The 22815-nt window shown below is 71.6% G+C and carries 20 protein-coding genes; 12 read left to right on the top strand and 8 right to left on the bottom strand.

Annotated features, from left to right (window positions below):
- Positions 1-389: 389 nt before the first annotated feature.
- From ACIGXM_RS28400 to ACIGXM_RS28385, 4 genes are all read left to right on the top strand, one after another.
- Positions 390-1592 (top strand): hypothetical protein, encoded by a 1203-nt coding sequence (locus ACIGXM_RS28400; RefSeq protein WP_396565736.1) that lies wholly within the window; start codon positions 390-392, stop codon positions 1590-1592.
- 10 nt (positions 1593-1602) lie between these two features.
- Complete coding sequence (locus ACIGXM_RS28395) at positions 1603-2175, top strand: hypothetical protein (protein WP_396565734.1); 573 nt, start codon at positions 1603-1605, stop codon at positions 2173-2175.
- Positions 2176-2183: 8 nt separating this feature from the next.
- A complete protein-coding gene (locus tag ACIGXM_RS28390; protein ID WP_396565732.1) occupies positions 2184-2462 on the top strand; it encodes a hypothetical protein in 279 nt (92 codons plus the stop codon).
- A gap of 419 nt (positions 2463-2881) precedes the next feature.
- The gene (locus ACIGXM_RS28385) at positions 2882-3085 is read left to right on the top strand and encodes a hypothetical protein (RefSeq protein WP_396565730.1); all 204 of its coding nucleotides are present in this window, start codon (positions 2882-2884) and stop codon (positions 3083-3085) included.
- Positions 3086-3201: 116 nt separating this feature from the next.
- Here ACIGXM_RS28385 and ACIGXM_RS28380 read toward each other — a convergent pair whose 3' ends face one another.
- Positions 3202-3462 (bottom strand): hypothetical protein, encoded by a 261-nt coding sequence (locus tag ACIGXM_RS28380; protein WP_396565729.1) that lies wholly within the window; start codon positions 3460-3462, stop codon positions 3202-3204.
- A 373-nt stretch (positions 3463-3835) separates the two neighbouring features.
- Here ACIGXM_RS28380 and ACIGXM_RS28375 point away from each other — a divergent pair, with 373 nt between their 5' ends.
- From ACIGXM_RS28375 to ACIGXM_RS28355, 5 genes are all read left to right on the top strand, one after another.
- A complete protein-coding gene (locus ACIGXM_RS28375) occupies positions 3836-6427 on the top strand; it encodes a hypothetical protein (RefSeq protein ID WP_396565727.1) in 2592 nt (863 codons plus the stop codon).
- Positions 6428-6440: 13 nt separating this feature from the next.
- Complete coding sequence (locus tag ACIGXM_RS28370; protein WP_396565725.1) at positions 6441-7301, top strand: immunity 49 family protein; 861 nt, start codon at positions 6441-6443, stop codon at positions 7299-7301.
- 26 nt (positions 7302-7327) lie between these two features.
- Positions 7328-8764, top strand: a complete 1437-nt coding sequence (locus ACIGXM_RS28365; protein WP_396565723.1) for a DUF6177 family protein — start codon at positions 7328-7330, stop codon at positions 8762-8764.
- 368 nt (positions 8765-9132) lie between these two features.
- On the top strand, positions 9133-10518 hold the full coding sequence (locus ACIGXM_RS28360) for a uracil-xanthine permease family protein (RefSeq protein WP_396565721.1): 1386 nt from the start codon (positions 9133-9135) through the stop codon (positions 10516-10518).
- 317 nt (positions 10519-10835) lie between these two features.
- Positions 10836-12029, top strand: a complete 1194-nt coding sequence (locus ACIGXM_RS28355) for an FAD-dependent monooxygenase (RefSeq protein ID WP_396565719.1) — start codon at positions 10836-10838, stop codon at positions 12027-12029.
- A gap of 73 nt (positions 12030-12102) precedes the next feature.
- Here the strand turns inward: ACIGXM_RS28355 and ACIGXM_RS28350 are convergent, their stop codons facing one another.
- On the bottom strand, positions 12103-12645 hold the full coding sequence (locus ACIGXM_RS28350) for a carbonic anhydrase (protein WP_396565717.1): 543 nt from the start codon (positions 12643-12645) through the stop codon (positions 12103-12105).
- A gap of 69 nt (positions 12646-12714) precedes the next feature.
- On the opposite strand from ACIGXM_RS28350, the gene ACIGXM_RS28345 reads away from it, so the two are divergent.
- On the top strand, positions 12715-13101 hold the full coding sequence (locus tag ACIGXM_RS28345) for a hypothetical protein (protein WP_396565715.1): 387 nt from the start codon (positions 12715-12717) through the stop codon (positions 13099-13101).
- A gap of 7 nt (positions 13102-13108) precedes the next feature.
- On the opposite strand, the gene ACIGXM_RS28340 is transcribed toward ACIGXM_RS28345, so the two are convergent.
- Entirely contained in the window at positions 13109-13963 is an 855-nt protein-coding gene (locus ACIGXM_RS28340; RefSeq protein ID WP_396565713.1) for an oxidoreductase, read from the bottom strand.
- Positions 13964-14160: 197 nt separating this feature from the next.
- On the bottom strand, positions 14161-15522 hold the full coding sequence (locus ACIGXM_RS28335; protein WP_396565711.1) for a ricin-type beta-trefoil lectin domain protein: 1362 nt from the start codon (positions 15520-15522) through the stop codon (positions 14161-14163).
- A gap of 724 nt (positions 15523-16246) precedes the next feature.
- Here ACIGXM_RS28335 and ACIGXM_RS28330 point away from each other — a divergent pair.
- Together ACIGXM_RS28330 and ACIGXM_RS28325 are read left to right on the top strand one after the other, a co-directional pair.
- Entirely contained in the window at positions 16247-17413 is a 1167-nt protein-coding gene (locus ACIGXM_RS28330) for a globin domain-containing protein (protein ID WP_396565709.1), read from the top strand.
- Positions 17414-17562: 149 nt separating this feature from the next.
- Positions 17563-18261, top strand: a complete 699-nt coding sequence (locus ACIGXM_RS28325; RefSeq protein ID WP_396565753.1) for a pyridoxamine 5'-phosphate oxidase family protein — start codon at positions 17563-17565, stop codon at positions 18259-18261.
- Between the two features lie 142 nt (positions 18262-18403).
- Here the strand turns inward: ACIGXM_RS28325 and ACIGXM_RS28320 are convergent, their stop codons facing one another.
- The 4 genes from ACIGXM_RS28320 to ACIGXM_RS28305 all read right to left on the bottom strand — a co-directional run bounded on the left by ACIGXM_RS28320 (position 18404) and on the right by ACIGXM_RS28305 (position 22809).
- Positions 18404-19015 (bottom strand): DUF4190 domain-containing protein, encoded by a 612-nt coding sequence (locus tag ACIGXM_RS28320; RefSeq protein WP_396565707.1) that lies wholly within the window; start codon positions 19013-19015, stop codon positions 18404-18406.
- A 137-nt stretch (positions 19016-19152) separates the two neighbouring features.
- Positions 19153-20442 carry an MFS transporter gene (locus tag ACIGXM_RS28315; RefSeq protein WP_396565705.1) on the bottom strand — a complete coding sequence of 430 codons (1290 nt, stop codon included), beginning with the start codon at positions 20440-20442 and terminating at the stop codon, positions 19153-19155.
- A gap of 73 nt (positions 20443-20515) precedes the next feature.
- Positions 20516-21232 (bottom strand): dienelactone hydrolase family protein, encoded by a 717-nt coding sequence (locus ACIGXM_RS28310; protein WP_396565703.1) that lies wholly within the window; start codon positions 21230-21232, stop codon positions 20516-20518.
- Positions 21233-21396: 164 nt separating this feature from the next.
- Positions 21397-22809, bottom strand: a complete 1413-nt coding sequence (locus ACIGXM_RS28305) for a sugar porter family MFS transporter (protein WP_396565701.1) — start codon at positions 22807-22809, stop codon at positions 21397-21399.
- Positions 22810-22815 lie beyond the last annotated feature (6 nt).

Here is a 22815-nt window from a genome sequence, read left to right as displayed (position 1 = left end):
CCACGGCCTGCTGCCTCGCGGTGGCCGGCATCGTCGTGGGCGTCGCCACCAGCTCCGCCGGGCCGGGCCCCCGTACCGGCCCGGCGGCTCCCGCGCCGGCAATCAGCCCCCACGCTCCGACGCCGTCCCCGACCGATCCGTCCCCGACGCCCCCGTCCCCCTCGGACCTGACGCCGTTCCCGCCCGATCCGTCTCTGACGGACCAGTCCCGCTCGGACCTGACACCGTCCCCGCCGTACGACGCGCCGCCCCCGACCGGCACAGCGACCGGAAGTACCTCTTTCCCGACCAGCGGAACACCCGGCACTCCCACCGGTTCCGTCAGTTCGTCACTCAGCGGCCAACCCCCGCTGGCCCCCTCCTCCCCGACCCCGAGCTAGGAACCCCGCATGGGCACCACCGACCTGCGAATACCCCGCCTCCCACAGGCCGCCGACGCCACTCGGGCCGACCCGCCGCCCGCCGCCACGGTGTTCCTGCGTCTGCGGGTCCTGCCTCCGCTGACGGCCTACGCCGCATCCCTGCTCGGCCACCTGCTGATTCTCGCCCTGCTGCTCCCGGCCGGAAGCGGTGAGACCGTCACCAACCGGCTCACCGCCTGGGACGCCCAGCTCTATCTGCAGATTGCCCGGTTCGGCTACCCGCACAGCTTCACCTACACCCCCGACGGACAGCTGACCGGCAACAACCTCGCCTTCTTCCCGCTGTACCCGCAGACGATCCGGATCGTCCACACGGTCACCGGCACCGACTGGACCAGCTCGGCGATCGTCGCCTCGCAGGCCGCGATGATCGCCGCGATGTTCCTCGTCCACGCCCTCATCCGACGCCTCTACGGCCCCCGCACCGCGGTCATCCTGCTCGTGCTCCTGGCCGCCGCGCAGCCCATGTCCGGCGCGTTCTTCATGGCCTACAGCGAGCCCCTGTTCCTCGCCACCTGCACCGCCACCCTCTACGCCGCCCACCGGCGCAACTGGCTCCTCGCGGGCCTCGCCGCCTTCGCCGCGGGCATGACCCGCCCCGCAGGATGCACGGCCGTCGCGGCCCTTGCTGTCGCGGCCGTCCTCGAAGCGCGCCGTCACGGCTTCTCGTGGAAGCCCATCGTGGCCACGCTCGCGGCGTGCACGAGCACCCCGATCTACCTGCTGTGGGTCGGCAACCGCGTCGGCACCCTCAACGCCTGGTTCACCATCCAGCAGGCCGGATGGTCCACACACTGGGATTGGGGCGCCTCGTTCTGGCAGTTCCTCACCTGGTCCCTGCCCACCTCCAGCGACTGGGTACCTGTCTCCGTCGCCGTCATGCTCCTGGCTATCCTCGCTGCCACCGCCGTCACCCTGCTGCCGTCGTCACGCACCTGGCCACCGCTGCTCATGTACGGGGTCCTGATCGTCGCCCTGACGATCGGCCAGTCCAACTACTTCCACTGCAAGCCCCGCCTGCTCGCTCCCGCGATCCTGTTCCTGATCCCCGCCGCCACCGCCCTCGCCCGCGCCCGCGGCTCCGTCCAGATCATCACCCTCATCGGTGCCGCCCTGTTCGGCTGCTGGTACTCCGCCTACATGCTCACTACCTGGCACTACGCCGTATAGGGGATGCCCGATGCGCACACGACCCCCGGGCCCACGCCAACTCGCCCTCGCCACTGCCGCGTTGTGCATCCTCGGCGGACTGGGCAGCTACTGCGCCACCCACCGGATCACCGACGCGACCATGCCGACCGGCGCCGACTGGTGCAACCAGCAACTCGGTGGGGGAACCACCCTTGTCACCGGAACACACGACAGCACCATCGCCGAGATCGACGCCACGGGGGTGAAGGACACCCTGTGCGTCGCCGCCGGCGACCACGACGGCACTACCGGAGCCGTCGACCCCCTCCCCGCCAGCCTCCCCGTCCACCGGGTCACCCTCGACTTCTCGGGAGCGACCGGCAACGGCATCGCGGGCCAGGGCATCGCCTACGCCACCGGCTTCACCGGCGTCGGCGTCCGCTCTGTCACCATCCACTCCGGCAGCACCACCACGAACGCGGTCATCCAGAACCGACGCTGGCTGGCCTGGTGGCTTCTCCCGTCGATGCTCGACTACAAGCCCCCCAAGGACACGGCGACCGTCACCTACACCGACGGCCGCACCAGCACCGTCAACCTGGCCTCCCTCCCTAAGGGTTAGCCTCGCTGATGCGGTTCGCGTCGGGCATCGGCAGTGGCGTGGGCAACCCCGCCGAGACCGACACTCTCGGCGACTGGACCGGAACCACCGAGAACTTCACCAAGAAGACCACCTCGCCGCCCTCGGGCTCCACGGGCTTTGACGAGGACGGCGGGGTTGGTTCGGCGACAGACCACCCGCCATCGTCGACCCACCGCCCGGCGCGCGCAGGTGTCCGGCCCGACACCGCCGCCGGCGGCCCGCTGCTGCTCCCGGCGATGACCGGCGCCTCCTACCAGTGGCGCTGACGTCCCGCGCGCATGCCGGATGTGACTGTGCGCCGTAGATGGCCAGGGTCTTCGCGCTATTTGGCCACTGGCCCTGGCTCTGACCAGGGCGGACCTCCTTGGGAACCGCCGCGGATCCACGGTTTCCGCCGACCGCGGATCCGCTGGGACATCCACGACGACATCCACGAGGCGTTCCTGAAGCTGGCCTGCTGTGTGATCACCTACAGACGGGTCCGGGCATTGTGTTAGCTCCTCGTTAGTGGTCAACGCTCGCACTTCTTCGTCCTCGCAGCCGCCATGGGCGGCTACCTGGCCCGGTCCGGTATGGGCAGCCAGCGACGAACCCGACGCATGAACACCTGGGAAGCCGCCGCACGGCAGGCGCCCAGCAGGCCGATCACCGGTACCGTGAACTCACGCATCGGAGAGGACCACCAGTGACCGACGCCGAAGCCCTCATTGCCGCCATCCGTGAACTCCGCCACCGCCCCACCGGACTCCCCGCCTCCTGCAACCCGCTCATCGCCGACGTCCTCGTCCGCTGGGCCAGGGTCGCCACCCTCGACCCCACATTCCTCAACCGGGTCGGCGGATCTGAGGCCGTCGCCCTCGCCCGGGTCATCGTCGAGGAGCAGCCGTAGCCGGCTCGATGCCGGACCGCACAGCAGAGCCCCGCCAGCCGTAGCCGGCGAGGCATCGTTGGTTGGTGATCAGCTCCGGCCGGGGCCGCGGGTGGAGTCGCCCCAGTTCGCGTCCGTCACGGTTTCTCCTCCGTCCGCTGTTGCGGGATCCGGTTCGAGCTGCCGTCCTGCCGCTCGTGGCTCCACAAGATCGCCAGACGCATCAGCCGGGCAGCGGCGCGCTGGTCGTCGGGGAGCAGCATGTAGTCGATGAGCCGGTCCGTGGTCGGGCTGCTGCCGGTGTCGCACCAGCGACACAGTTCGAGACCAGGACGGTCGGGGGTTGGCAGGGTGTAGGTGAGAAGTAGGTCCTCGCCGCAGCGGCTGCAGTCGCTCATCCGCCCTCCAGAGTGGAAAGCCAGCCTCCGCCTGGACGGAACCCCAGGTCAACCACCACGAGTCGTCGTGACCACATCGAAACCCGGCGCCATCCCCGGCTCCGCCCTCCGAAGTCGGACAGGACCTGCCTGTCCGGGAAGCCGGTGTCCTTCCCGCGCGAGCCGCACTCGGTCGCCAGTCGGCTGTGCGGGTCGTCAGCTGATTGCAAGGGTGTGATGGGGGTCGGGTGTCGTCCTTGGGGAGGACCGCGGTGACCAGCTGTTCTGTCGCGGGATCGGTCGGTGGGGCAGGTTACGCTGCCGGTGCAGTGGGGGCGCCGGACGGGGGAGGACCGATGGCTGCTGTTCTGGATGCGCATGTGCGGGGGGAGGCGTGATCGATCCCGATGCCATACCGCAGTTCACGGGCGATCTCGCCCAGCTGGAGTCCGATGTCACGGGTCTGAAGTCGGACGCGTCGGCGATCGGCACGACCGGTGCGAACATCCACTCGACGTTCCAGGGGCTCGCGGCGTTCTACGAAGCGCCGGAGGCGGAGCAGCTGTTCGCGACGACCAAGCCGGTGGCCGACACGGCGAAGGTGTTCGAGAGCGATCTGGAGAAGGTCGCCGCGGCGCTGTCGGAGTACGCCTCCGAGGTCCGACCCATAGCGCAGAGGTTGAAGGACCTCAAGGAGCAGGCCAGCACGTTCGTGGCCGGGGTCAAGGACGACCACGACTGGCAGTACGACTCGTCCAAGGTGGACCAGGACAACAAGCTGCGTTCGGAGGTGGACGCGGCGGTGGCGTCGTTCTGGGACGCCGAGCGCCACTGTGCCAACAAGATCGAGGCGGTCTTCAACGGCACGACGTTCATCGCCAACGACGGCTCCAACAAGTCGACCATGTACGGCTACAGCGCGCAGCAGCTCGACGGTGCCTCGGGGCTGCCGTGGGGTGACGCGGTGGAGCAGAAGCACCACTGGTACGACGCCTGGTACTGGGGCAAGTCCTTCGTCAGTGGTGTGGTCATCGACGGGGTCTGGGGCACCCTCAAGGGCCTGGGCGGTCTGGTGGGTCTGGAGGGGTGGAACACCTTCGTCAACTCCTGGAAGGGCCTTGGCGAGTTGGGCATCGGCCTGGCCAGCTACGGGTTCCCGAACTTCGTGCTGATGCCGATCGGCATGGCGATCCCCGACTCCGTACTGCCGAAGTGGGTGCAGGAGAGCCGCAAGGCGACGCGTGAGGCGGGCAAGAGCATGCTCGCCTGGGACGAGTGGGGCAAGAACCCGGCCCGGGCGGCCGGCGGTGTGGTGTTCAACGTCCTGACGTTGGCGGCCGGAGGGGAGGGCGCCGGTCTCAACGCCGCCGGTGACGCGGGCAAGGCGAGTGTGGCCGCGCGGGCCATCGGCATGGCGGGCAAGGTCGGCGAGGTCATCGATCCGATGACCTACATCGCCAAGGGGGTGGGGGCCGGACTCAAGGGCGTCGCCTCGATTCCCAAGGTGGCGACGGCCCTTGACGCCCTCGGCAACCTCAAGGTCAAGGTCCTCGACATCAAGGGCCTCGCGGACATCAACCTGCTGCGCTCGCATGGCACCGAACTGCCGGACCAGAGCGTCAAGTTGCCCAACGGCTGGATCCTCGACAAGGACAACAACCTGCACCTGCCGGACGGCACGGTCAACAAGCCTCCGGTGGAGGTGCCCGCTCATCTCCGTGAGGGGCTGCACGTGGACGTCCCGGCCCCGCGGGAGCTGGTCGGTGCCCATGCCGGTGGTGGCGGCCACGAGTTGGCGTCTTCGCCCGGCGGGCACGAGCCGCCGGTGGCGGTCGGCAGGACGGACCACCAGGTCGAGAACTCGGTCGGCGGTGGCCACGGCACGAGCACCACCCCGCACGCTCCGACCCACACCGGCGGTGACGCCTCGTCGGCCGGCCACCAGCACGACGGTTCGGGGACGGCGACGGGTCATGGCTCCCACGGGCCGGTGCAGGGAGATGGCGGGCTGCCCGGCCAGCGTGGCCACGACGGCGCGGGCGGCACCGGTAGCCATGGGGGCGATCACGACACGGGCCGCCAGGGCGCTGGCCGGCTCACCGCCGAGGAGCGCCAGGAACTCGTCCGCAAGCAGGTCGAACGAGCCAACAACGACCCGGCGTACTTCAAGAAGTACTACCAGGTCAACGGCCATCGGCACCTTGTCCTCACCCGGGACGCGGACGGCCACGAGCTGCCGCAGCTGCGGGAGAACCCCGATCCGAACGGGCCGAAGTGGATCCTCGCCACGGACGGGCCGCCGCCGATCGCCCCGAGGTTCCACTCCTCCGGTTACACCCACGGCATCCGGCTACCGGACAGCCACCCGAAGCTCCCGGAGCTCGACACCTCGGCGGCCGCCCGGCACCACGCGATCACCGTCGACCAGGCCCATCACGAGCCGCTGAAGCAACTCAAGGAGGCCCACCAGTCCGCCGTGCACACGGGCGATCCGCAGGCCATCGACGACGCGAGGCACCTGTACGACCAGGCCAAGGAGGCGCACAGGACGCCGCACCGGGAAATGACCGAGGCGAGCGAGGCGCACGGGGACCGCGCCGCGGAATTCCATGCGGTGCCGGAACACTTTCCCGAGGCGAGGCGAGTCGACGACCGGGCCACCGGAAACAATCGCTTCGACCAGATCTGGGAACGCGGCGACGGCGGCTACATCGTTGTGGAGGCCAAGGGCGGACCCCATACCGATCTCGGTGACCGCGCTGTGGGGGGAGGGGTCCGGGCCATGCAGGGCACCCGTGAATACTTCGAGAGCATCCTCCATGAAATGCGTGACCGTGGTTTCTACAATGACGACGAAGCCAATCTCGAAAGGCAGCTGCGCAAGGCCTTGAAGAAGGGCGACGTGAGCTACCTGCTGGTGAAGGCTAAGGATGACGGAACGGGCCAGTATGCTGGCTACTTGATGAAGCTGTTCAATATCTACTAGAGGAGCAGTGCGGGTGGCTGTCACGGTAGTGCGGCACGAATTTCCCACGGCCAACGCCGAGCGTGGCCTGGCGAGGCTCAGTGAGGACACCGGCGAGGAGATCGACGATCTCGAGGACTCGCCGCGCGGGTTCAACCTCGCACTGGACTCGGCGCTGACCACGGCCAAGGCGCACTGCCTCCTCGATCCCACCGCCAACAAGTTTGAGACGTGGCAGGCCTGTGTCTCGGCCATGCAGGTCGGCTCCGCGCTGTTCGCCTCGGCGACCGCGACGGAGGGGACGGTCCAGTGCCGGATCGCGGGCAGGACGCGCACCATCCAGGCCACCGGCCCGCAGTACTACGCCGGCCCCGCGCAGTGGATCACCTCCTTCTGGCTGGCCGTCATCTGCCGGGAGCAGGGGAGGATGACCGAGCTGGCCAACGTTCCGCTCGACCTGTTGCGTGAGTCGGGAGCCGTGGTCGACGACTACATCTACGCCTGGGTGGACACCCTGCAGACGTACTGGTCGGAAGGCCCGGAGCTGGTCGAGAAGTTGGCCGCCGCCATGGACGGTACCGATCCCGAGGTGCTTCGGGTGGCCGATCGCGAGTTGGTGCTGAAGCAGCTCTATCCGCCGATCAACCTCTTCTACCGGTTCCTCCGGCAGGACCACGAACGGTTCAACGTCGAACTGGCCAACGCCCTGCAGTGGCACCAGGAGTACTGGACCAGGGACGCCGAACGGTCCCGCAGCCTCGCGGGGGCGGTGGCGCTCGGCCCGTTGGCCGTCGCCTGCCTGGCCTATGACGCGGGCTTCCCGATCGAGGTCGAGTCCGAATACCTGCCCCAGCACCTGCTGAAGCGCAGCTGGCTGGGCGAGTTCGAGACCTGAGCCGACACCAGAGCACAAGGACCAGCGTGACCAAGGACGTTGTCGCCCTCATACCCCGGATGCCCGACACCGACAGCATCGCCAAGGCGCTGGCGGCCGCCGGGCCGGGCTTCCACCTGCGGTCCGTCGCCGGCGGTGCCATGCTGCAGCTCTGCGACGAGGCGGGGCGGCCGTTGCTGTCGGTGGAGGCCCCGCTGTTCGTCGAGGTGCCGGGTGAGGCGGCCCGGCTGCTCGGGCCGGAGGCGGCCGAAGTCGGGGCGCCCGTCTGGTGGATCGAGGCCAGGGCCTCCACCGCCGTCCCGGAGGCCGAGCGGCTCGGCGCGCTCTTCGCCGGCCGGCTCGCCCGCGAACTCGACGGGATCGTCTGGCCGGCCCAGGCCCGCGGTCTCGACGAGCAGCCACCACCGGATGCCGAGGTCACGGTGGTGCCCAGCCCGGCGGCGGTGCAGCCCGCCGTTGACATCCTCACCGACCGGGTGGCCGTGGTCATCCAGGAGCGCCCGGTGGTGGCGATGTCCTCCTGGCTGTCCGACGCCTTCCGTGCCTGCGCGGCGAGCAACCGTGCGCTGCAGATCGTCACGCAGGCGCACAGCACGCTCAGCCTCCCGACCCAGCTGGTGCTGTCCGAGCCGCCGAACCGCTGGGTCATCCGTGACGAGCGGGGCGGCTTCTACGACGGCCGGTCCGGAGCCGTGCTGCACTGGCGGGACGGCGCTTTCGTGCCCGTCGACGCCCCGCCCGGCCAGGTGCCGGTCGCGCCGGCCTTCACCGGGGGCGCCGAACCCGCCGGCGAGCAGGTGATCGTCTCGTTCCGCACCCGGCAACCCGCCGGCGATCGCCTTCTGCTCGGCGGCGCCCTGGAAGCCGCCTGGCAGCGGCTCACGGGCGAGCCGCCGACCGGCTGGGGCACCGCGGAGCCCGCAGGCCTGCCGTGGTCCCGATCCGACATCACCGCCCTGGCGCGGGCGCGTTCCCAGGACGGCATGTGGTTCGTCGCGGTGGGCAGCCCCACGCGTCCGGCCATCGCCACCGTTCGGATCTCCCACTCCGACGGGGGAGTTGAGGAGGACGTGACGCTCGCGGTCGGATGCCCGGTCGGCGGGCCGCCCGCCGTGGACCTCCTGCGCGAGTTGGCCGAGGAGTTGGTGGTCGAGTACGACGCGCAGTCCCTGCTGGCCCAGGCCCGCCCGGGGAGGCCGGACCTGATGATCCCGGCCCGATTCGAAGGGCTGCCGACACCGCTCGCCTTCGCGCTGGGGAGCGACGGTGTGGCCGAGATCGGGGCTGACCACGCTCGCCGCCCACCGCTGGCGACACCGCCGGACCTGCTGGGGCCGGCGGCCCGACCGGGGTTCTTCTACCGGCTCGGCCAGGCCCAGGCTCCCGCGGCCTGGGCAGCTCTCGAACAGCTCATGCGCCACCTGCGGCCGACGGGCGGGCGATCGCGGCCGACGAAGCCCTGACACAGCCCGATCCGACCGGTGCAGGGCCCGGACGGTGGAGTTGGCGATGGTGTCGAACCCGGCGGCGAAGATGGTCATCACCTGGTCGGGCGGACCTCCGACGTCCAGGACGCGCCCGGTCAGGGAGAGAAAGCCCGTCATTCTGCTGCGGGATCGGTCATTTTCGGCCTCCCCTCCATGTGGGCTGAACGGGTGAATCATCCTTCGTCCCGTGATTGGACCTGACGCGCGGGCTCAGCAGCCCGCGTCACGACGTGGCCGGGGAGCGCCACCCGTCGGGCGGCGGAGCTTTTGCATCGGCGTGCGTCGTGTGATCGGCTGATGTTCCGATCTGCCCGCATGGGCATCGCCGACAAGGAGAGTGACCCATGGCGGGCTTCGGCTGGAAGCTGCACGGCGACGGAAGGAGCCCCGCGCCCGGTGCAGTCGTCAAGCCGAACGAACGGCTGAGCTGGGGGCGCACCATCGGGCTCGGCGCTCAGCACGTGGTGGCGATGTTCGGTGCGACCTTCGTGGCACCGGTTCTGATGGGACTCAATCCCAACCTGGCCGTCATGGTCTCCGGTGTCGCGACCATCTTCTTCCTGCTGGTCACCGGTGGGCGCATCCCCAGCTACCTCGGCAGCAGCCTCTCCTTCGTCGGCGTGGCAGCAGTGATCAAGGCCCAGGGTGGTGACGCCGCGACGCTGACGGGCGCGATGCTGGTGGTCGGGGCGGTGCTCGCGGCCTGCGGCGCGGCGGTCCGGGCGGCGGGTGCGCGGGTGATCCACGCTGTGCTGCCGCCGGTGGTGACCGGCGCCGTGGTGATGCTGATCGGCTTCAACCTGGCACCGGTCACCGCCGGGACGTACTGGCCGCAGGACCAGTGGACCGCGCTGCTCACCATGCTGTTCACCGGCCTCGCCCTGGTGGTGCTGCGTGGCTTCTGGTCGCGGATCGCGATCTTCCTCGGCCTGGTCTTCGGGTACGCGATCTCCTGGATCTTCGACCGGATCCTCGGGCGGATCCACTCCGCCAACGGGGCCGGAGTGGTGACGGACCACTGGCGGCTCGACCTCTCCGGCGTGGGCAAGGCCGAGTGGATCGGCCTGCCCGCCCTGCACGCGCCGAGCTTCTCCGCCTCCGCGGTGTTGGTGGCGCTCCCCGTCGTGGTCGCGCTGATCGCCGAGAACGCCGGGCACGTCAAGGCCGTGGGCGAGATGACGGGTGATCCGCTGGACGACCGGATGGGCGCGGCGATCATGGCGGACGGCGCCGCCACCATGATCTCCACCAGCGTCGGCGGCCCGGCCACCACCACCTACGCCGAGAACATCGGCGTGATGGCCGCGACCCGGGTCTACTCCACCGCCGCGTACTGGTGCGCCGCCGGCTTCGCGATCCTCTTCGGCCTCTGCCCGAAGTTCGGCGCGGTGGTCGCCGCGATCCCGGGCGGCGTGCTCGGCGGGATCACCGTCGTCCTGTACGGCATGATCGGCCTGCTCGGCGCCCAGATCTGGGTGCACAACCAGGTGAACCTGACCAACCCGCTGCACCTCGTCCCGGTGGCGGCCGGTGTCATCATCGGCATCGGCAACGTGTCCCTGAAGTTCACCGACAACTTCTCGCTCAGCGGCATCGCCCTGGGCACCCTGGTCGTCCTGGTCGGCTACCACGTGCTGCGCCTGATGGCCCCGGCGCACATGAAGCAGCAGCAGTCCCCGCTACTGGACGCGGGAACCAGCGAGTACGACAGCGGCACCTCGGACCGCTGACCCCGACGCCGGCGCAGCTGGAGCAGGGCGGAACTCCAGGTGGCGGCCGAGGCAGACCAGTAGCTCGACCGCCGGCGGGGCCACGCCGGATCCCCCAGCCCGAGGGGCCGTCGCGAGACCCTGCCGGTGACAGTCCGGCCAGCACAGCCGGGACCACCAGGGCAGGACAGCCGGCCCGACGGCCGTGGCCTCGTGCGGCCTGACGACCACCGGCTCGGGGACGGTGACATACTCGGTCGCTGTCTGCTGGTGACCGCGTCCGACCGGACGCCGGGGCGGCAGCCGGGGAGGGGAGACAGCACGTGCGTGGAGGACGGGTGGCCGTCGTGGGTGGGAGCATCGCGGGCTGCGCCGCGGCGCTCGCCGCCTCGCGGGTCGGCGCGGACGAGGTCGTCGTCTTCGAACGGGCCGCCGGCCGGCTCCAGGACCGCGGTGTCGGCCTCACCCTGCACAACGACCGGTACGCCGAGCTGGAGGCCGCCGGGTACCTCGACGCCGGCATGCCCTGGCTCCAACTGGCCCGCCGCCCCTGGGTGACACGACAGGGCACCACCTGGGCCGGCCGCGAGATCGGCGTCCTGCCGTTGCCGTTCCGCTCCTACAACTGGGGCTCCCTCTGGCGGGAACTGCGAAACCGGATCCCCGGGACCGTCGACTACCGCGCCGGCGTCACCGTCTCCCGGGTGGCTCCCGAGGCCGACGGCGCGGTGGTGCACCTGGCCGACGGCACCGAGGAACGCTTCGACCTGGTCATCGGAGCGGACGGCTACCGCTCGGTGGTCCGAGCCGCGATACACCCCGACGCCGTCGCCGAGTACGGCGGATACCTGGCCTGGCGCAGCACCCTGCCCGCCGACCGGTTGCCCGACCCACCCGAGGCCTTCCTCGACGGCGACGCGGCGACGGTGGTCTGGCCCGGCGGGCACATGCTCGTCTACCGCATCCCCGGGCCGGCCGGCGGCATCCCCCACGTCAACTGCGTCTTCTACGCCGTCCCGCCCACCACCGCCGGCCCGTTCGACGGCCCTGCGACCATCCACCCGAGGACCGTCACCGCCGAACTGCTGGCTCACCAACGGAAACTGATGGACCGACACCTCCCGCCGTACTGGCAGGAGGTCATGGAACGCACCAAGCCCGAGGACCGCTTCATACAGCCGATGTACGACATGGCCGTGCCCACCTACGCGGCAGGACGACTCGTCCTGCTCGGCGACGCCGCCTCCGTCGGGCGGCCCAACACCGGCAGCGGCGCCATCAAGGCCCTCCAGGACGCCGCCGCCCTGGAGCGCGCGCTGCGCACCAGCGGGGACTGGGAGGAGGCGCTGCTCGCCTACGGCGCCGAACGGGCACCCGTCGGACGCGCCACCCGCGACCTCGGCCGCAGCCTTGGCCGGGCGCAGGTCCTGGAGACGCCCGACTGGGCGGCCATGGACCAGCAGGCGATCGAGCAGTGGTGGCAGGGAGCGGGCGGCGGCAACGGCTTCGGCGGCCACGCGCTGCGCCGCTGATTTGCCGTTCCCCCGAGTACTGGGACGAGTGGGGCGGGCGACCCCCCCTCCAGGAGGTCGCCTGCCGGGTCGCTCAGCCGGGCTGCACGACGGTGGTGACCCTCCCGGTCCCGAGGTCGTAGGCGTAGCCACCGATCTTGATGTCGCCGATGCCCGGTGCGAGCTCGGGTGCCGAGCACAGCTTGGCGACGTCCCGCTGGACCGTCTCGGACGGCTCCAGGACGGCCATCTCCAAGGAGGTCCGTTCGTCCCAGCCGCCACGGGCGGCGTAGCCAGCGCGCAGATCGTCGTCGGCGAGCAGTCCGGAACCGCAGTCCGTGTGGTGGATGACGGCGATCTCGAACCAGTCCGCGTCGGGGGTCTTGTTCTCGTGCAGGTGCACGATCCAGGCGAGGTCCTTGACGACCGCCGGTGTCACGCGGCCGCCGACGTTACGTGCGACGATCGCCTCGCCGAGCCGGACGCCCAGCACGGCCGCGGGCTCCACGCGTGGATCGATGCAGGTGATCAGGTACAGCTGCTTGAAGGGGACGAACGGGATCGGGGGGACGTCGGCCTGGGCGCCGGAGGCCGCGAAAGCCTGGTTGCGCTCCAGGTACGGGGCGAAGTTCGACATCGGCTGGTTCCTTCGGGGGCTGATTCCTTCGGGAGGCGGCGGCAGCCTGGGGCTCGGGACCGGCGCCGCGTGCGCGGCGTCGACCTCCGCGCTGCGCGAGCCGGTCCGTCCGGCCATGAACCGCAGGCGGGCGGCAGCGAGCCCTCCTGGGCGGCCACCATCGCCCACGAGGCGATCGTCCGCCAGGCGGGCTCGCCCGGCAACTGGCAGCTCAAGGACGTCGACGCCAGCCCGCACCCCTACCGGGGCCAGATCAAGGCCAGGTGCCAGGGTGAGCGCGGTGCGATCCGCGGGCTCGCCACCGGCCCCGGCCGCGTGGATGCCACGGCGCGGAAGGCGCGGGAGCGGGAGCGCGCGGCTCTCCGTGGCGCGCGGGTGCGGCGCCGAACCGTGCTCCGGCCGGCGCCGCACCCGCGGTGGCCCGGGGGCCGCCGAGTCCCTGGGCCGCTGTGCTGACGGGGGGTCAGTCGTCGATCGCTGTGCTCAGGCTGAGCTCCGCGGTGGCGTCCAGGTCAGCGCCGACCGCCGCCAGCTTGCCGCGGATCGCGGTGACCGCGTCCTCGCCCAGGGCCAGCCGCAGCGGGGGCTCGGGCAGCTCCAGCGCGGCGAGCAGCGCGGCCGCCGCCTTGGCCGGGTCGCCCGGCTGCTGCCCGTGGCTGCCGGAGAGGGCGGCCCGGAGGACGTCGACCGTGGGCCGGTAGTCCTCGATCACGTTCGCGGACTGCAGCGCCGGACCGGCGAACTCGGTGCGGAAGGCGCCCGGTTCGACGATCAGCACCTTGATCCCCAGCGGTGCGACCTCGCCGGCCAGCGCCTCGCTGGCCAGCTCCAGCGCGCCCTTCGCGGCACTGTAGGCGCCGACGCCGGGGAAGGAGAGCATCCCGCCCATGCTGGTGACCTGCACGATCGTCCCGCTGCGCTGGGCCCGCAGGTGCGGCAGCACCAGGCGGGTGAGCCGCATCGCACCGAAGAACATCACCTCCATCGCACCGCGCAGCTCGTCCTCGGTGGTCTCCTCGACGGCGCCGACGACTCCGTACCCCGCGTTGTTGACGAGCACGTCGATCCGTCCGTGCTCCTCGATCGTGCTCTTCACCGCCTGCGCGCACTGCTCCGCATCGGTCACGTCGAGCCGTACCGGCGTGATCCGCCCCGGGAACTCGGCCATCAGCGCCGCGATGCTCTCCGGCCGGCGGACCCCGGCGATCACGGTGTCGCCGACCGCCAGCGCGGCCCGCGCGAAGGCGGCTCCGAACCCACTGTTGGCGCCCGTGATCAACCAACGCCGGCCCTGGGTCGCGTTCTGACCGATCGTCATGGAAATTCCCCCTGGATAGTTCCTGTTTGCGCCGACCCTACACGCAGCCCCGCCCGCGACGGTGGTGACAGCCGGTCCCGCCGCCCCGGCGCATCACCGAAGTTCAAGGCCACTGGTGGGCAGGCCAGTTGCGGTCGATCCCGGGGCGACGCCGCTTGCTGATCCGGGCGGTCGTCCCGGCTCGCCGTGGTGGGAGGTCAGGACGGCAGGACCCACTTCTGGTTGGCCCCGCCCGTGCAGTCCCAGATCTGCGCCTGGGTGCCCGGCGTGGTGGACCAACCAGTGTCGTCCAGGCACCTGTTCGACTCGGGGTTGTACAGCGAGCCGTCGGATCGGGGGATCCAGACCTGCGCGCCGGTGCCGTTGCAGTCGTAGAGGTCGACCGGTGTGCCGTTGGCGGTACCGGCCGCGTAGACGTCCAGGCACTTGCCCAGGACCTGCAAGGTGCTGCCCGCCGCCACCACGGTCCACTGCTGCGCGGTGGTCTGGTTGCAGGTGTACACCTGAACCGGGTTGTAGTCGGCGGTGCTGGCCGAACGGTCGTCCAGGCACAGGCCGCCGTAACCCGTGATCTGCCCGGTGCCCCCACCCCCGCCCCCGCCCCCGCCGGTCGTGGTGTAGGCGGCGACGTAGCCGACGCTCATCGTGGCGCCCGAACTGGTACCCGCCCCCGGCGTGGTGCAGCCGCACACACCGTTGGGGAAGCCGCCGCCGATGGCGAGGTCGAAGATGATCGACATGTTGTGGTCGAACGCCTGCTGCCAGGTCGCGGCGCCGACCTGGCCCTCGTTCACGCTGAAGTACTGGTTGCCGTCGAGGTACCAGGTCACCGACTCGGCCGCCGGGTTCGTCCGGTCCAGGATCATCGAGTAGGTGTGGTAACCGGTCTGGCAACCCGGACAGGCCCGCAGGCCACTGCCGATCCCGTTGCCCTCGTTGCACGGGCCACCAGGATCGGTACCGCAGTGGATCGTGCCCGCGACCTCCGAGAGCGCGTTGACGTCCTCCATGATGTCGATCTCACCGTTCTCGGGCCACTGCCCGGGACCCAGCATCCAGAACGCGGGCCAGTACCCGGCTCCGCTCCCCGGGTCGGGTTGCTCGATCGAGGCCGTGACCTCCAGCTTGCCGCCCACCGGCGCCCCGACCACCGCGCCGGGCGTGTGGATCCGGCCGGACGTCCAACCGCCGCCGCCGTTCAGCGCGGTGATGTCCAGGTGACCGTTGCCGTCGAGGTGGACGTTGGCGGTCGAGTTGGTCATCGTCTCGATCTCACCGGTCCCGAAGTTCGATCCGGGGCCGGTGTCGTACGCCCAGCTCGACGCGGAGGGCGCACTGCCGGCCGGCCCGGCGAAGTCGTCGCTGAACACCGTCGTCCACCCCGACGGTGCCGCGGGCACGGTCGCCGCGCCCGCGGTGACCGGGGTGGTCACCAGCGCGGCCAGCAGCCCCAGCGCGGTCAGCAGTCCCAGCGTCGCCACCAGCGCCGGCCGGCGCCAGCGGCGGGAACGCGGACTTGGGTGGCGGACGGCATGCCAGAGGCGGGTTGCGTCGATCATCTGCGGCTCCCAGAGTCCGGTGGCCGCCCCCCGGGAGAGGAGCGGACGGGGGACACGCCGGGCCGCGATCCGTTCGAACCGGCCGGAAGCCGCCCCGGCGTCCCCAACTGATGCTCGGCTGGCCAGAATTCAACTCCTGAACCTGTCAAGACGTCAATATATCGGATCCGTTCAATGCTTGGGGTGAACGGCCGCCCGGGGCGGGGGACCCGGGCGGTGTCGCGTCAAGGACGGTGTCCTGTGCGCTGTTTCGGCGGGTGGGGACGCCGCGGCCGGCACGGAGTCACGCACGCGTTCACCCTCCCGGCATCGCCCGAACCGTGATCTCCTCCATACTCTCTGCGCAATTCTTCCCACTTCGGGGGCGCATCCCAGGGCGGGCGGCCGTCAGCGACAGTGGCGACGGGGCCTCGGACAGCACCCCCTCGCGGCGGGGATCCGAGGACCTCGCACATCAGTGGGGGACGACGCCGAGTCCACGGACCAGTACCAGGTGCCTCCCGTTCTGGCAAGAAACCCATGCGCACACAGGTTTCACAGAATGCCGCTTGGCGCGGCCTGGGTGACTGGGCAGAATCTGTCGGGTCCATGCTGGGTAACCACAGTTCACAGGGGGTGACGAACTGGACTGGAGAGCCGTACCGTGAAGTTCCGCGCCGACCGCTCCACCGGAGGCGTCGCCACTCAGCCGGCTCCACAGGGTGACTGGTCAACGACACCGGCCGTGGAGTCGCCCGAACCGGGCCAACTGTTGACGGCGCGCGAGATCGACCTGGTCCGGGCGAGCGTGGCCGCGGTCGAGCCGTACGCGGCCGACCTGCCAAGGTTCTTCTACGCCATGCTGTTCGACCGGTACCCGCAGGTCCGCGAGTTGTTCCCGGCCCAGATGGACGTCCAGCACGACCGGCTGGTGCGCGCCCTGCTGCTGATCGTCGAACTCGTCGACGATCCCGCGAACCTGGTGACCTTCTGCGGCAACCTGGGCCGTGACCACCGCAAGTTCGGCACGCTGAGCGCCCACTACCCGGCGGTCGGCGAGTGCCTGCTCGCCACCCTGGAGCACTTCGCGGGCCCGGCCTGGACCGACGAGGTCGCCGCCGCCTGGACCCGGGCCTACAACGCCGCCGCGCGGACCATGGACCAGGCCGCCATCGACGACGCGCGGCACCGGCCCGCGGTCTGGCAGGCCCGCATCGTCGGCCACCTGCGCCGCTCCGCCGACCTCGCGGAGATCACCGTGCGGACGGACCAGCCGTACCCGTTCACCGGTGGGCAGTTCGTCGGCATGGAGACGCCCTGGTGGCCCAAGATCTGGCGCTACTACTCCCCGGCGAACGCCGCGCGCCCGGACGGGAGCATCACCTTCCAGGTCCGGGCGGTCACCGGCGGCCGGATCAGCAATGCCCTGGTGCGCCGGGCCGTGGTCGGTGACGTCCTGCGGCTCGGCGCCCCGCTGGGCGACATGGTGCTGGACCGCGGGTCGCAGCGGGGCGCGGTGTGCGTGGCCGGCGGCACCGGGCTCGCGCCGATCCGGGCGCTGATCGAACAGGCCGTCCTGGACGGCCGGCAACTGCCCCTCGACCTCTTCGTCGGTGCCCGCAGCTTCGAGGAGCTCTACGCGCTCGACGACCTGTACGAGCTGTCGCGGCGCCACCCCTGGCTCACCATCCGGGCGGCCGTCGCCGACGAGCAGTCGGTCGGCAGGGGTGGCGGCGACCAACTGCTCCAAGCCCTGGCCAGCTGTGGGCCGTGGCCGCGGCACGACGCCTACCTCGCCGGACCGGGCCCGATGATCGTGGCCGCCGCGCGGATCCTGCGCCGCGGTGGGATCCCACTGGAGCGCATCCACCACGACCCGTTCGTTTCGATCGATCTGGTGGACCCCTCGTGACCCAGCCCGCCTCCGGCTCCACCGAGGGCCTTGACGACGACGCCGGCACCGGCTCCGACAACGGCCTCGACGGTGGCTTCGACAACGCTCACCAGCCCCGTCCCGAAGGTCGCGCCGACACCCGTTTCGGCTCGGCCGGCGAGCACCGGCTGCAGCAACTGCGCGGCACCGCCGAGCGCGCCGCGGACTTCTACCAGCGCCAGGTCCGCCCGCACCTGACACCACAGATGCAGGCCTTCATCGCCCGCCAGACCATGGTCTTCCTGTCCACCGCGGACGCCGAGGGGGCCTGCGACGCCAGCTTCCGGGCCGGCCCGCCCGGATTCGTCCTCGTCCTCGACGACCACACACTGGCCTATCCCGAGTACCGCGGCAACGGTGTCATGGCGAGTGCCGGGAACATCACCGAGAATCCCCATCTCGGCCTGCTCTTCCTCGACTTCACCGGCGACCGGATCGGCCTGCACGTCAACGGCACCGCCCACCTGCGCCCCGACGACGCGCTGCGCACCGCCTACCCGCACCTGCCGGTCGAGACCGCGCCGGGACGCCGGACCGAGCTGTGGGTCCACATCTCGGTCGACGAGGCCTACATCCACTGCTCCAAGCACATCCCGCACCTGGAGCCGGCGAGCCGCGGTGCCCGGCAACTCGCCCACCGGCCCAAGGACGCCGAGTACTTCACCGGCCCCGTCACCGACCCGCCGCCGAGCGCCCCGGCCTTCCCCACGCGTCCGGCCGTCCCCGCACCTCCGGTCGTCCCGACGGCACCGACCCCGTCGTGGGCGCGCCCACCGGCGGCGGTGGCGCGCCAGGGGTGGCGGCAGGTGCTGCGACGGGACGGCTGAGCGAACTGGCGCGCCCACCGGCCCCACTCGACCGGACCCGGACCCGGTGCCGGTTCCGCCGGCCTCGGGCGGCCGGGTGTCGACTCCAGCCCGGAACACGTGTCACCGTGCCTCCGTCCCGGTCGGGTCAACCGACCCGCTGTCAGGAATCCGTGAAGCAGGACGCCCGGCCGTGCCCCTGGGAGTAGTCGAGCGCGTCCGGGTAGAGGTAACCGACCGAGGCGTTGGTGGGCGTCGAGGCCGGTAGGGCCTGCGCACAGGCCGCCTTGGCCGCCGCGTCGGACGGGAGGGACGCGTTGTAGGTCAGCACCGGCGTCGCGTACACCCTGCCGTCGTGCGCCTGGGCGCAGGGGACGAGGGCGACCCACTGGATCCCGCCGTCGGCGTCCTTGGAGCGCACCGTGAAGCAGTCCCCCGGCCGCAGGTCGAAGACGCTGTCCACCTGGGTCTCGGAGACCCCGCCGTCCCGGTTCCGTTGCACGTGGGAGCTGAGCATGTCGGCCACGTCGTAGAAGAGCATGGGCCACACCACCGCGGCGACCAGGCCCGTGATCGCCAGGCCCTTGCCCCGCTGCCCGCTGCGCCGCACCTGCACCAGGGCGATCACCCCGAAGACCAGGGCGAACGGCACCAGCGCCAGCAGGCCGCAGGTGCGCGCCCAGCGTGCGAAGCGATTGGTGCCAGCGGGCGGACCACCGCCGTCGGCGACGCTCACCGCCCGTTCGAGTGTCGCGAACGAGCCCCGCCGGTCCATGGATGCCCTGCCCCTTGTAGTCACGCTTGTCGTCCGCGCCGCGCGGTACCGCGGAGCGAGACCCTAGCGGAACCCGGCGGAGCCGGTCGGGGCCGGCCCTGCCAGGAGGTCCGATGCGAGCGGGGACGGTCGGGGCGTCAGGCGGTCGCGGTCTCGGGGACCGCCTGAGTGGCGGTGACCTCGCCAACCGTGCCGATCGCCGGGGAACGGGTGAGCCGGCGGACCTCGGGGACGGCCAGCACCAGCAGCGAGAGCAGTGTCATCAGTCCGGCGCAGGCCCAGAGCGCGCCGCTCAGCCCCAGCCCGCCGGCCAGCGGCCCGGCCAGCGCCGTGCCGACCGGGGCCAGTGCCACCGAGCCGCACCAGTCGTACGCGGCGACCCGGGAGAACTTGGCGGCCGGGATCTCCTGCTGAAGGGCGATCATCCAGCTGACGCCGAAGAGCGTGCCGCCGGTGCCGGAGGCGAACATCGCCCAGGCCAGCACCGGGAGGGGCGCGCCGGCCGCCAACGCGGCGGCGGGCAGCGCGAAGAGCAGCATCCCGACGTTGCCGGCCAGCAGGATCCGGCGCGGCTGGCGGCGCACCAGCAGCAGCCCGCTGAGCACCAGCCCGACGCCCATCGCGGCGTTCGCCAGCCCCCACGGCCGGGCGCCGCCGAGCCGCTGGTCGGCGACGATCGGCCCGAGCACCGACTCGGCGGCGATCAGGCAGGTGTTCACCACGCCGTACTGCACCACCACCGTCCACAGCCAGCGCCTGGAGGCGAACTCCCGCCAGCCGTCCCGGAGTTCGGCGAGCAGGCCGGGACCGGCCGGCCGTGCCGCCGGGGCCGGCGCCCGCAGCAGGAGTCGCAGCGCGCCGGCCGCGGCGAAGCAGCAGGCGTCCAGCGCCAGCACCCAGCCCGGTCCGACCGCGGCCACCATCGCCCCGCCGAGCGCCGCGCCGCCGATCTGCGAGGAGTTCATCGCGGTTCGGAAGAGCGCGAAGGCGCGCGGCGCCTGCCGCTGGTCGACCGACTCCATGATCACGCCCTCGGCCGCGGGGGTGAAGAAGGCCTGGCCCACCCCGCCCGCCGCGGAGAGCAGCACCACCTCCCACAGCCGCGCCGAGCCGGAGAGCACCAGCGCGGCCAGCACGCCCTGGGAGAGCGCGTTGCCGACGTTGGCCGCCACCATCACCCGGTGCCGCGGCAGCCGGTCCGCCACCGCGCCGCCGAGCAGCAGGAAGAGCACGGTGGCCAGCAGCCGGGCCGCGATGACGGACCCGATCCCGGTCGCACCGCCGCCCATCGCCAGCACCGCGAAGGCGGTGGCGATCGGGGCGCCGGCGTTGCCGAGGCCGCTGACCACGGTCGCGCCGGTCTGGATCAGGTAGCTGCGTCCCGCCCAGGCGAAACGGCGGGCGGGGGCGTCGGTTCGGTTCGGCACTCGCCGACTATGACGGTGGCATCGTCGGCTGTCCACGGTACGGGTCGGTAACCGGCCGTCCCCCTGTCCGGGGTCAGCCGAGGTGGCCGCGGAGGAAGCTCAGGGTGCGGCGCCAGGCGACCTCGGCCTGCAGCGGGTCGTAGCTGCCGAGCGGGTTCTCCTCGTTCATGAAGGCGTGCCCGGCGGGGTAGAAGTGGATCTCCGGCCGCCGGTCGGTGGCCTCGCCGATCAGGATCGCCGCCTCGTCCACGGTCTCCGGCGGCAGCCCGTGGTCGTGTTCGGCGAAGTGGCCCAGCACGTGCGCGGTCAGGCCGCGGTAGTCGTAGCCGGGCTCCCGCGGCAGGCCGTAGAACGGGACGACGGCCGCCACCCGGTCGCCCTCCAGCGCGGCCAGCCGCAGCGCGAAGCCGCCGCCCATGCAGAAGCCGACCACCGCGATCGCGTCGCCGACCAGCGCCGAGTGCCCCAGCAGGAAGTCGACGGCGCCGCGCAGGTCGCGCACCGCGCCCTCGACCGGGAGCCGCTTGAGCAGCTCGGCGGCCTCGGCCCGGTCGTGCGTGGTGACGCCGCCGTACAGGTCGGGCGCCAGCGCCAGGAACCCCTCGGCGGCGAACCGGTCGACCATGCCCGCGATGTGGTCGGTCAGCCCCCACCACTCCTGGACCACCAGCAGGCCCGGTCCCCGGCCGCTCGGCGGGAGGGCCAGATAGCCGTGGGCCTGACTCCCGTTGCTGGGGAAGGTGACGTTCTGCCGGCCAGTGCCGGCTCCGGCAGCGGCGGGATCGGCCATCGGGCTGCTCCAGGTGGGCCGCGGGCGGGCGCGGCGGGGACGACGCCGCGAGAGGATCTGGCAGGTGCGGCCCGGGCCGGGGCGGCCCGCGGGCACGATGGTATGCGGAGGGGAGGTGAGCGACCGTCAGCCGCCGCTCCGGCCGGGCGTGTCGCGCGGCCCGGTCAGCCCATCTCCTCCAGCGCCCGGCCGCGGGTCTCCCTGATGCAGAAGGCCACGAACGGGATGGAGAGCAGTGCGAAGCAGGCGTAGATGACGTAGGCGGCCGACAGGTCCCAGTTCGAGAGGCTGGGGAAGGAGACGGTGACCGCCCAGTTGGCGATCCACTGCGCCGAGGCGGCCACCGAGAGCGCCACCGCGCGGATCCGGTTGGGGAACATCTCGCCGAGCAGCACCCAGACCACCACGCCCCAGGAGAAGGCGAAGCAGAAGACGAAGACGTGCGCGGCCACCAGGGCGACGGTGCCCTGCAGGCTGGGCAGGGTGGCGTGGCCGTCGGCGCCGTGCCGGTAGGAGAACGCCCAGGCCGCGGCGCCCAGCGCGAGCGCCATGCCGGTCGAGCCGGCCAGTGCCAGCGGCTTGCGGCCGATCCGGTCCACCAGCAGCATCGCGACCACCGTGCCGATCACGTTGATGATCGAGGTGGAGAGGCTGATCAGCAGCGAGTTGCTCTCGTTGATGCCGACCGACTGCCAGAGCAGCGAGGAGTAGTAGAAGATCACGTTGATGCCGACGAACTGCTGGAAGACCGAGGCGCCGATACCGATCCAGACGATCGGCAGCAGCCCGAACCGACCGCCCCGCAGGTCGCCCAGCTGAGGCTTGTGGGCGCTGTGCAGCACGGCCCGGATCTCCGCCACCCGGGCGTCCAGGTCCACCCCGGTGCCCTCGACCTCGGTCAGCACCGCGCGGGCCCGCTCCTCGCGGCCGGCGGCGATCAGGAAGCGCGGGGACTCCGGGATGGCCAGCGCCATCAGTCCGTAGATCACCGCCGGCACGGCCTCCACGCCGAGCATCCAGCGCCAGGCGTCGATACCGGCCAGGTGGTTGGTGGACTCGCCGCCGGCCGCCTGGTTCAGCGCGTAGTTGGCCAGCTGGGAGACGGTGATCCCGAGCACGATCGCCATCTGCTGGAACGAGGCCAGCCGGCCGCGGTAGGCGGGCGGGGAGACCTCGGCGATGTAGGTCGGCGCGATCACCGAGGCGATCCCGATGGCGATTCCGCCGAGCACCCGCCAGAAGCCGAGCACCTGCACGCTGGGCGGGAACATCGAGCCGACGCCGCTGATCGCGAAGAGCACCGCGGCCAGCAGCATGGTGCGGACCCGGCCGAGGCGGTCGGCCAGCCAGCCGGCCGCCACCGCCCCGGCGGCCGAGCCGAGCAGGGCGATGGCGACCACGAACGCGGTCTCGGCGCTGCCGACGTGGAAGTGCCGCTGGATCCCGGTGACGGCACCGTTGATGACCGCGCTGTCGTAGCCGAAGAGGAAGCCACCCATGGCCGCGGCGGCGGAGATGAAGACGACATGGCCGAGATGGGCGCCAGCGGCGCTCTCGGCCGGCGTGGTCGTGGTCACGGCGGG

The organism is Kitasatospora sp. NPDC052896 (assembly GCF_044547075.1).
Taxonomy (GTDB): Bacteria; Actinomycetota; Actinomycetes; order Streptomycetales; family Streptomycetaceae; genus Kitasatospora.
The sequence above is the reverse complement of the archived record's forward strand: the minus strand, read 5'-3'. Positions and strand labels throughout refer to the sequence as shown.